At 41.4% G+C, this 10,372-nt stretch carries 10 protein-coding genes and 1 tRNA gene; 10 read left to right on the forward strand and 1 reads right to left on the reverse strand.

The window, feature by feature from the left end; genetic code table 11:
* Nucleotides 1-118 precede the first annotated feature (118 nt).
* From AABK37_RS09810 to AABK37_RS09840, 7 genes are all read left to right on the forward strand, one after another.
* Entirely contained in the window at nucleotides 119-1,123 is a 1,005-nt protein-coding gene (locus AABK37_RS09810; RefSeq protein WP_432551379.1) for an NAD-dependent epimerase/dehydratase family protein, read from the forward strand.
* A 10-nt stretch (nucleotides 1,124-1,133) separates the two neighbouring features.
* On the forward strand, nucleotides 1,134-2,123 hold the full coding sequence (locus AABK37_RS09815) for a glycosyltransferase family 2 protein (RefSeq protein ID WP_432551380.1): 990 nt from the start codon (nucleotides 1,134-1,136) through the stop codon (nucleotides 2,121-2,123).
* A gap of 98 nt (nucleotides 2,124-2,221) precedes the next feature.
* Entirely contained in the window at nucleotides 2,222-2,689 is a 468-nt protein-coding gene (locus tag AABK37_RS09820; protein WP_432551381.1) for a DUF2141 domain-containing protein, read from the forward strand.
* Between the two features lie 26 nt (nucleotides 2,690-2,715).
* Nucleotides 2,716-3,969, forward strand: a complete 1,254-nt coding sequence (locus AABK37_RS09825; RefSeq protein WP_432551382.1) for a glycosyltransferase — start codon at nucleotides 2,716-2,718, stop codon at nucleotides 3,967-3,969.
* Between the two features lie 202 nt (nucleotides 3,970-4,171).
* The gene (locus tag AABK37_RS09830; protein ID WP_432551383.1) at nucleotides 4,172-4,360 is read left to right on the forward strand and encodes a hypothetical protein; all 189 of its coding nucleotides are present in this window, start codon (nucleotides 4,172-4,174) and stop codon (nucleotides 4,358-4,360) included.
* A gap of 369 nt (nucleotides 4,361-4,729) precedes the next feature.
* Nucleotides 4,730-5,995, forward strand: coding sequence for a glycosyltransferase (locus AABK37_RS09835; RefSeq protein WP_432551384.1), 1,266 nt, complete (start codon nucleotides 4,730-4,732; stop codon nucleotides 5,993-5,995).
* A gap of 88 nt (nucleotides 5,996-6,083) precedes the next feature.
* Complete coding sequence (locus AABK37_RS09840) at nucleotides 6,084-6,260, forward strand: hypothetical protein (protein WP_432551385.1); 177 nt, start codon at nucleotides 6,084-6,086, stop codon at nucleotides 6,258-6,260.
* On the opposite strand, the gene AABK37_RS09845 is transcribed toward AABK37_RS09840, so the two are convergent.
* On the reverse strand, nucleotides 6,242-7,486 hold the full coding sequence (locus tag AABK37_RS09845; protein WP_432551390.1) for a tetratricopeptide repeat protein: 1,245 nt from the start codon (nucleotides 7,484-7,486) through the stop codon (nucleotides 6,242-6,244). The genes AABK37_RS09840 and AABK37_RS09845 overlap by 19 nt on opposite strands.
* 258 nt (nucleotides 7,487-7,744) lie before the next feature.
* Between AABK37_RS09845 and AABK37_RS09850 the strand changes: the two genes are divergently transcribed.
* The 3 genes from AABK37_RS09850 to hsdR all read left to right on the forward strand — a co-directional run.
* Entirely contained in the window at nucleotides 7,745-8,335 is a 591-nt protein-coding gene (locus AABK37_RS09850) for a chromophore lyase CpcT/CpeT (RefSeq protein WP_432551391.1), read from the forward strand.
* Nucleotides 8,336-8,700: 365 nt separating this feature from the next.
* Nucleotides 8,701-8,772: transfer RNA gene (locus AABK37_RS09855), tRNA-Cys, on the forward strand.
* A gap of 243 nt (nucleotides 8,773-9,015) precedes the next feature.
* On the forward strand, nucleotides 9,016-10,372 hold a 1,357-nt coding region (gene hsdR, locus AABK37_RS09860), incomplete at its 3' end, for an EcoAI/FtnUII family type I restriction enzme subunit R (RefSeq protein WP_432551386.1).

The raw sequence follows: 10,372 nt of genomic DNA on the forward strand, positions 1-10,372 counted from the left end.
GGGTAGTAGATAGTGGTTAATACAATACCCATCAACTATCAACCATCAACCATCAACCATCAACCATCAACCATCAACCATCAACTATCAACTATCAACTAACACCTAACAACCAACAATGAACCTCCAAAACAAAACCATCCTCATCACCGGTATTGACCAATTTATCGGCTTGCGTACTGCTGAATTAGCCATAGCGCAGGGAATGAAAGTCCGGGGATTGCAAAGTTCTCCAGATAACTTGAAAAAAGTGCAACAATTGGGTGCAGAGGTGATGGTAGGTGATATTAATCATGCTGCTGTTGCTGAAGTTGCTTGCGAAGAAGTTGACATAGTTTTTCATACAGCCGAACTTGCCAAAGAAGCTGGGGCAATCGACCGTTTTCGAGAGATAAATGTAAGCGGCACAGTCAACATGGCTAAAGCCGCTAAAAAAGCTGGTGTTAAAAGCTTTGTGCATCTTTCCAGTGGTTTAGTTTACGGTTTCAACTATCCCGATCGCGTGACTGAAGATGGACCACTTTGTGGAGAAAAAAATCCCTACTGCGAAACGAAAATAGAAGCAGAAACAGCACTTTTACAACTAAATTCTCCCCCAGATTTTGGCATCATCATCATTAGACCGGGTGAAGTTTATGGACCGGGAAGCATTCCTTGGATAGTTCGACCACTTTTATTAATGCGTCAAAAACTATTTGCTTACGTAAACGATGGTCAGGGAATCATGAATCATGTATATCTAGATAACTTGGTTCATGCCATCTTTTTAGCTATAGAAAAAGAAGCACACGGAGAAATATTTAATATCACTGACGGACAAGAAACTTCTTGGAAAGATTATTTCATGCGTTTAGCAGAAATAGCCAAAGCACCTGCACCCTTTTCTATGTCCAAAGATGAAATTAAATTATTTGTCAAGTTGCGCTGTCAAGGACAGAAACTGTTTCGGAAAGAACCAGATATTCTGCCTGAATCTATAGATTTTATGAGCCGTCCCTATGCCTATTCGATTACTAAAGCACAAACTCTGTTAAATTATCAACCAACAATTGACTTAGCAGAAGGAATGCGACGCACACAAGAATGGATTGAACAGACAGACCTACAAAAAGTTGTGAAATAAGCGTAATCCTATGAGCAAAAATCAGCCACGATTGAGTATTGGACTACCTGTATATAATGGGGAAAAATTTCTCAAAGAAGCGATAAATTCACTTTTGGCTCAAACGTTTGCTGATTTCGAGTTAATTATTTGCGATAATGCCTCAACAGACAAGACAGAGGAAATTTGTCGAACATACGCAACCAAAGACGATCGCATCCGTTATTACCGTAATGAAAGAAATATTGGGTGCGCTCCTAACTTCAATCGAGTGTTTGAATTGTCTACGGGGGAGTATTTTAAGTGGGCAGCTTATGATGATTTACATGCTCCAGATTTTATCGCTAGGTGCATTGAAATACTTGATAAAGACCCGACGATAATTTTGTGTCACTCTCAAGCATATTTGATTGACGAAAACAGTGATATCTTACGCACATATGATATCAAACTGAAAACAGATTCACCAAAACCCCAAGAGCGTTTTCATGAGCTTCTGACTAAGCACTTATGCTACCAATGTTACGGGGTAATACGTGCTAGTGCTTTAAGAATAACACCTCCGATGGGAAGTTACGGTCTTGCAGATGGAATTTTCTTGTTAAGACTGGGGATGATTGGCAAGTTTTATGAAATAGGCGATCGCCTGTTTTTTGCCAGAATCCATCCGCAACAATCAATGAGTATGTTTTTCCCCGATTATTTGTCGTTTACTAACAACAATACACAATACTCATCGAGTATGATACCTGATTTTTACGGGTGGTCAGTATGGTTAGATTCGGCGAATGAAGGACAAATTATATTTCCACATTGGCGAATATTATGGGAATATACTCTTTCCGTATGGCTGTTTCCAATGAATTTGTATCAACGAATATGTTGTCATATTAGTTTATACAAAAAACTCCGAGGAAACGAATCTTTTTTAATTAAAGATTTGACAAAAGCCGTTCAAATGTTTTGGATTCGTTGGAGAAACTATTCAATTAAAAAACAGCAAATAAAAACTTTCAATTAAGAGTGGTTTTTGTTTGCGTGTAATAAAAGCAATAAGGCACAATATGTTGTGCCTCTACAAAATAATTGCAAAAATTACCTATTCAGGAGCGATAACTGATGTTGAAGTTATCTAAAATCAGTTCTTTGTTACTCGCTATTTTAGTCAGCACCAGCTTTGCTAAAACAGCAAATGCCCAACCAACTACAACACTAACTGTAGTAGTTAATGGCATCAAACATCAAAAAGGTCAGATTTGCTTAGGAATTTACTCAAATGAAAAAGGATTTCCTTTAAGTACAAAGAATGTTGTCAAAAGTGCTTGCAAACAAATTACAGGCACTTCTCTAAAACAGCAATTTACTGGCTTGAAGCCGGGAAATTATGCTGTAGCTGTAGTTGACGATCAAAATGGCGATCGCCAACTTAATAGAGACTTTTTCGGCATCCCTAAAGAAGGCTTTGGCATTTCCAATAATCCGACAGTATCAATCACAACGGGTACACCCAAGTTTAATAAAGCTAGTTTTTCGCTCTCGAAAAATACCACAGTCAACATAGACATGAAATATGGACTCGATCCATAAAACCGCATTTAAAGGCAATAAATTTAATGATAGAACTGGCGATATTCCTGTCTAAATCTTTGCTGGGTTGGCTAGCTATACAGATGTTTTTAGCGGTTGCTTTTTTGTTTGACTTGCACTCAAAGAGCAAAAACATCTTAGCAGATGACCAGTTGCCGAAAACGGCGGTAATTCTTTGCTTACGCGGAGCCGATCCGTTTTTGTCTGATTGTTTGCGATCGCTCTTAAACCAAAACTATCCACAGTATGATTTAAAGTTAATCGTCGATAGTTACGAAGATCCAGCTTGGAAAATCGCCACTGATATCAGCCAACAAGCAGCAATCAACGTCCAAATCAGCCCTTTAAAAATGCGGCGCCACAATTGCAGTCTCAAATGCAGTTCCCTAGTGCAAGCTATCTCTGAATTGGACGATTCCTACTCATTTGTTGCCCTTATCGACACCGATACGATACCCCATCCCAATTGGCTGCGTGAACTAGTCACTCCTCTGACTCATCCCAAAATAGGCATCACAACTGGAAACCGTTGGTACGTACCCACAGGTAACTATTGGGGATCTATGGTACGCTACCAAGGCAACATTTCCACCGTTGTCCAGATGTTCCTTTTCGGCATTCCTTGGGGTGGTAATTTGGCGCTAAAAACAGAACTATTTCGAGAAACAGGACTGCTAGATAAATGGGGACAAGCATTAACCGAAGATAAGCTGCTATGCAAAGTTTTAAAAAAACAGAAAATGCAAGTTAAATTTGTTCCTTCTTTGATGTTGAATCAAGAAGAATGCGATTTACCCAGCTTACTCAGTTGTCTTCAACGCCAAATACTTTCTTCTCGACTTTATCATCCTTTATGGTCAGCGGTGATTGGTGATGTTATTTCTAGTATCTTAGTTCCTACCCTCGTCATCCTGTTAGGTTTAGTGGCGTTTTTGAGCGGAGAATCGGATGCAGCATCTTTGTGCTTTAGCAGCTTCGCTATCTATACCATCGGTTTACTTTTTCTCATGCTGGGATTAGAAAAAGGCGTACACCAAGTAATTCATTTTCCAGATAAAACCACGACAAAACTATCATTTTTCATCCTCATGAAAATGCTGATAGCAATTCCCCTAACACAGTGGGTTTATGGATTAGCCTTTTTATCATCTTTGCGGACATCAACAGTCAATTGGCGCGGCGTTTCTTATGAAGTCAAAGGTCCTTGGAACATCCGCTTAGTAAAATACCACCCTTATCAACTTTCCGATCAATCTGGTGAGAGGAAACTTTCTCTGTAGTAAGCACTTCAGTGCTTAAAATAAACGTAAAAACGCCCAAAATCAAATCATAACTTACCCTATTTGTAAATGCCTAATTTATAAATCTAAATGTATCTGCGATTGTTAGCGCAGATACATCAGGATTTTCATCAAATATTTGCTGCGTAAATCCTCAATCCATCCGCACCTAAAGCAGCCTTTTTATGAAATATTTCCTTCTATGAAAAAGCAATCTCATCGCACGGCGATTTTTACGGGATTGGCTATTATTTTGTTATTGGGGATTTACATTGCTGTACACCAATGGATTTTATGGTTGTTACAGTCTTTCCCTAATTTTTCCGCTGATGCATTCACAACACCGCTGAATATCGCACTATTAACTCACCTCTCAAAATCAATTGTGTAGAGGTTTGGCAATATTATTCAAAAGCAACAAGCAACCACGTCCAAATTAGTTATTTGACAATAGTACGCAAAAATTGCAGTTTCAAATGCAGTTCTATCGTCCAAACCGTCTTAGAATTAAATAATTCCTACAACGTAGTTGCCTTAGTTGATGCCGATACGCTAGTAAGCGCGATAAAAATAGAAATATTGAGTTTGTAGTGAGCCAGCGCTCAATAATTAAACGCTGAAGCGCTCATTACAGGGGAGCAGAGTACAAATACTCTGTACAATTTGAAATCTGTGTCAATGCGTAAATCCTAAGTCCAACTTTTATTAGAGCGATCGTAGTGTTTCTCTCTGATAAAAAATACCCAAATTAATTGGAATTATGAAAAAGCAACCGCTTCGCATTGCGCTGTTGACAGGATTGTATGCTCCCTTCCTGACAGGAGTTTCCATTGCAGTACACCAACGAGTTCGCTGGTTGTTACAGCAAGGACACGAAGTTTTTCTTATTCATCCAGAATTTAACGACAAATACCCAAAAAATGTTGGCTCCCGTCCAATGGCTGGGTTAGAAGAATTAAGAGTTTTTCCCAAATTTTCTTCTTACGCATTTCCATCACAACCGTTGATGTTATACAAGTCTCTTCCGCAACCGATGCACAATCGGTATTGGAGTGATACTGAGTTGTTGGAAAAATTCCAGCCTGACATTGTAGTGGTTGAAGAAGCACCGCAAATGAGAGGATGTTACTCGCTTTTCTTGCAAGGTTACGGTCGTCCGATTGGAACCGAATATGCAAAGCGAACCAGCACACCAATCATATCTGTTTTCCATACCGATATCATTGCTTATATTCGATATTACTTGGGAGACGTAATTTTCAACTTATTTCGTCCAATTCTTCCCACTTTGGTTAAGCAAATGAGTGAGGCTTATGACGTCAATTACTTCTCTTCGCGGGAACAATTGAAAAAATATCAAAGCCTGAATTCTCAACGCAGTGAATATTTACCCTATCAAGGTATTGATTGCGAAAAATTTCACCCCCAAAACATCATTTATAACCCGATTCCTAACGACGATCGCCCAACGCTACTTTTTGTCGGACGCATTACCCCAGAAAAGAATGTCACTCAACTTTTAGATGCATTTCCGTTGATTGCTGCTAAAATTCCTAACGTTCATCTAGTCATCGTTGGTAGCGGTCCGGCTGATGAGGAAGTCAAAAGACGCGCTCAAAAGTTTAAATCTGGTGTTACCATCTGGGGTGAGTCCCACGGAAAAGAACTGTTAGGCTGGTTTGCACGAGCAGACATATTTGTCAACCCCTCCGTCACAGAAAACTTCTGCACCACGACTAACGAAGCTCTAGCTTCCGGAACCCCAGTTGTTGCAGTCTACGCACCTTCAACTACAGAGCAGATTTTTCCGGGTGTCAACGGTTTGCTAGCCGAACCTAATGACACAGAAGATTTAGCCGAAAAGGTAATTGCAATCCTGGAAAATCCCGCTTTCAAAGAAGAATTGACACGGCAGGCACGCCCATCCATACTTGATTTCGATTGGTCTGCATGTTCGCAAAAATTTGAAGATAAACTCTATGAAGTTGTTCAAGCATCGAATCGGGTTGAGGTAAAGGCTGCCTAGAAAGTGGGCATGGGGCAATTGTTTAATGGGCATGGGGCAATGGGCATGGGGCAATGGGCATTGGGCAATGGGCAATGGGCAATGGGCAATGGGCAATGGGCATCGGGCATCGGGCAATGGTAATAATTCTTTTTTTCCCTTTTCCCTTTTCCCTTTCCCCCTCTTCAATTCCCCATACCCCATACCCCATGCCCCATGCCCCATGCCCTATGCCCTATGCCCCATTCCCCATTCCCCCCATTCCCATTACTTTGACAGCTTCTGAATCTGCTCGGTAAAATAAGCTTCGTCATGCTTGAGTTGTTGCGCTAATTCCAGCCCTTTTTGAAAGGCTGCTAGTGCAAGAGTCGGCTCTTTGCGTTCTAGATAAATTTGCCCAATTTGGTCGTAAGCCTTCATCATGCCGTAAAAGTTGACGGCTTTCTCTTGTGTCTGTACCAAAATTTGCCCAGTTTGCAAAGCTTCTTCTGTTTGTCCTTGGGAACGGTATAAGGCGATTAATTTTTGTAAAGCTTCGCCAGCAGTAACGTATTGTTCTTGTTGCCAAGCTGTGGTATAAGCTTCTTGATAGTTTTTGAAAGCTTCTGGAAGTAAAGTTGGATTTTCTTTGGCTAGCGCTTGGTAATCTGAGCCGATCGCTAGCTTTAATTCTGGTATCTGAATTAAATTATTTTCACTTTGGTAAGATTCTATCAACTGATTGCGTATTTTTATTGATTGCTGTGGTTGTCTTCCTTGCTCGTAAATGTAAGCTAGTTGTTGCAGATACGCTAACTGATTGATGCGATCGCCATTTTTTGCCGCAAAATTTAACAATTGTTCGTAAGTGTCGGCAGCTTTGGTGTAATCAAACCAACTCATGTGCAGTTCCCCCATTGTTTTCAGGGTTTCGACAACGGCAGCGACATCATTGTTTTGTCGGACTGCGGCTAAAACTTGATCGTAAGCTGCGACTGCTTCTTTAGGCGATCGCAAATTAGTGTACGCGATCGCCAGCGATCGCCAAAGTTCTACATCAACAGTTGTAGATGGTATTGTTTTCGCAAGTTTTTTTTGCTTTTGAAAGGAAGATGTTTGAATTTTTTGCAATCGCTGCATAATGTAAAATATTTCTGGACGATTGTTTTCATTCCAGGCGATCGCACCTACCCGTGACAGCGCTTGCACTTCTGCCACTGAACCTAAATAGCGACGCAAACGCAGTTCCCGGTTCCAAATATCAAACGCTCCCACCTTATCCCCAGCTTGCTGTTTAGCCGCAGCTTCTTGATTCAAATTATCCAACGCCACAGCCAAATCTTGCTGTTCAGTGACAGTTAACGGCTGTTTGTCAGGTTTACGCGGTAGCAGTGGATCGGGTATAGTCAGCTCCAGCGGACTAGGCGGAAATTTATCCGCCTGTGTAGGGTTTTTAGTCTCTGCCAAAGTCAAAGAACTGCAAAACTGCCAAATTATAGCAGCAGTAATTGTCACACTTAAGCGCCGTAGCATCATTGTTTTATCTCGCCTTGCTGTAAATTGTACCGGGCATGGGGCATGAAAAAAATCTCCCATTGCCCATTGCCCATTGCCCATTGCCCATTGCCCATTGCCCATTGCCCATTGCCCATTGCCCATTGCCCATTGCCCAATCCCCAGACATTGACGAAAATAAGCGATCGTATTCTCCACAAATATAGGCAACCACAAGTTTTACAATATTTAAAGAACTTGCGTTCTTATTTTCAAGCAATCGGTTTATTATCTGTAATGACTCACTCTACTGATATTGCCACCTTAGCTCGCTGGATGGCGGCTGATTTTAGTAATCAAGAACAAGCTTTTGAAAATCCGCCTTTTTTTGCTCATATTCGCGTGTGTATGCGTCCCCTCCCCTTGGAAGTGTTATCAGGGGTAAGTTTGTTTGTCGAACAAGCTTACAATTATACGCTCAATGACCCCTATCGCTTGCGGGTGTTGAAGTTGCTGAACGCAGGCTCGCGCATCGAAATCGAAAATTATACTGTTAAGCAAGAAGAAAAGTTTTACGGTGCCTCCCGTAACCTACAACTTCTGCAACAGTTAACCATCAACGATTTAGAAAAATTACCAGGCTGCAACATGATTGTCGAGTGGACTGGTAACAGCTTCAAAGGCAAAGTTGAACCAGGTAAAGGCTGCATGGTGTTTCGCTACAACAAAAACACCTATCTTGATAGTGAATTTGAGATTGACACCGAGAAATTTATTAGCCTTGACCGAGGACGAGACCCAGAAACCGATGAGCATATCTGGGGATCTGTCGCCGGACCATTTCACTTTGTCCGTTGGGACAGTTTTGCGGATGAGGTGAAAGTATAAAAAGTTATGTAGAGACGCGAAATTTCGCGTCTCTACTTTGTACGCACGATGGTACTTTTATGTCATCAAGAAGTCGCTATCGTCCAGAAGACAAAATAAGTGCTGATTGCGCCTCCCGCCTGCGATAGAAATATAGAACGCAGCACGAAAGATATTAGAATAGGGAAAGAGGGAGCTTGTCGGCTTAAGAGAGCGATCGCCTTAATTTGAGTAGCGACTAGCTATTCTTAGCCGAATCCTCTTTGCAGCTGCTGTTGTTATAGATGTAGAATTGCACTACAATAGTTAAAAACTGATTTCGCATGGCTACTCAACTGCTATTCAAAAAAAAGCGAAGAAAGTAGACAAGCAGTAAATATAAATGCGGCGCCATAGCCAAGTGGTAAGGCAGAGGTCTGCAAAACCTTTATCCCCCGGTTCAAATCCGGGTGGCGCCTTTGATTAAAGTACATTAACGCTCTCCGAGGTCACTGTTAACAGATTGGTGTTACTTTTCACTAATTGCTGTGCAAAAATTTAGCGTTGTTGAGTTCGACAAAGAAAAAGCGATGTCTGACGACAAGCGGCTACGCATCTACGCATCCCTAGAACAGGGTTAGCCTGTTATTTTTGTATGGCTAGACGTGATTTATACAGAGTTGGCGGTTAAGCTGGAAAAACTGGCAACGAAGTAATAAACCATGAGTAATGAAGCAAATACCTGCCGTAAGTACGTTGAGCCAAAGTTAAAAGATGCGGGTTGGGAGAAGGAACCCCACGATTACACTGAAAGTTATTACTTCACTGATGGCAAAATTAGACCAAAGAATAAGCGCCAACCGCGTGCTAAAAGAAAGTTTGCAGACTACCTGTTGCTGTACAACGGTAATTTTCCCATAGCAGTAGTCGAGGCGAAACGGAAGCATAAAACTGCTGATGAGGGGTTAGAACAGGCAAGGGAATATGCTCAGATTTTAGGGGTAAAGTTTGCTTACTCTACAAATGGTACGGGAATTGTAGAATACGACTTTATTACAGGTCAGCAGTCTGATGATATAGACTCGTTTCCCAGTCCTGATGAACTTTGGCGAAGGTTAACTGGGGAAGGAGATAAGCAAATTAGACCGGATATTGCTGAGAAACTGCTGACTTTGTTTTATCTTACACAAGGGAAGGAACTGCGTTATTATCAACGCAATGCAATTAATGCAGCCCTAGCAGCAATTCTTAAAGGTCAAAATCGCTTGTTGCTGACGATGGCAACGGGAACAGGTAAAACCACTACCGCTTTTCAAATATGCTGGAAACTCTCAAGTTTGGAGTGGAATGTCTCTGGGGAAGCGCGTCAACCCAGAATTTTGTTTTTAGCTGACCGGAATATTTTGGTTGATGACCCCATGAATAAGGATTTTTCTGCTTTTGATGAGGAGAAAATTTACAAAATTCAGGGGGAAGCGAAGAAGGGACGGGATATTTATTTTGCTATTTATCAGGCAATCGCTACAGACAAAGCACGTCCCGGACTTTATAAAGAATATAGCCGTAACTATTTTGACTTGATTATTGTTGACGAGTGTCATCGAGGTAGCGCTAGAGATGAGGGTAACTGGCGGCTAATTCTAGAGTATTTTGAACCCGCTTACCAGTTGGGACTAACGGCGACACCGCTACGGGATGATAACGTTGATACCTATCGCTACTTTGGTAATCCGCTTTATACGTATTCGCTTAAACAAGGGATTAACGATGGGTTTTTAGCTCCCTATCGAGTTTACCGCGTCACAACCCGTTCTGATAAAGACGGATGGCGGGCAAGTGCTGGAGAAATTGACCGCTATGGACGGGAAATACCTGAGGAAGTTTATCAAACGCCAGATTTTGAGCGCAAGTTGGTAAGGAAGGCAAGAACAAAAGCGATCGCCCAACATATTACCGATTTTCTCAAAAGTACAGACCGTTGGTCGTACAATGCAGCAATTGCTTATCAACGCGACTGTTTTATCAAAGGCGAAAAGCAGCCCAGCAAGTATAAATTGCGTGAAATTATTCTCAAATCCT

This window comes from Tolypothrix sp. VBCCA 56010, from assembly GCF_050875635.1.
Lineage (GTDB): Bacteria > Cyanobacteriota > Cyanobacteriia > Cyanobacteriales > Nostocaceae > Hassallia.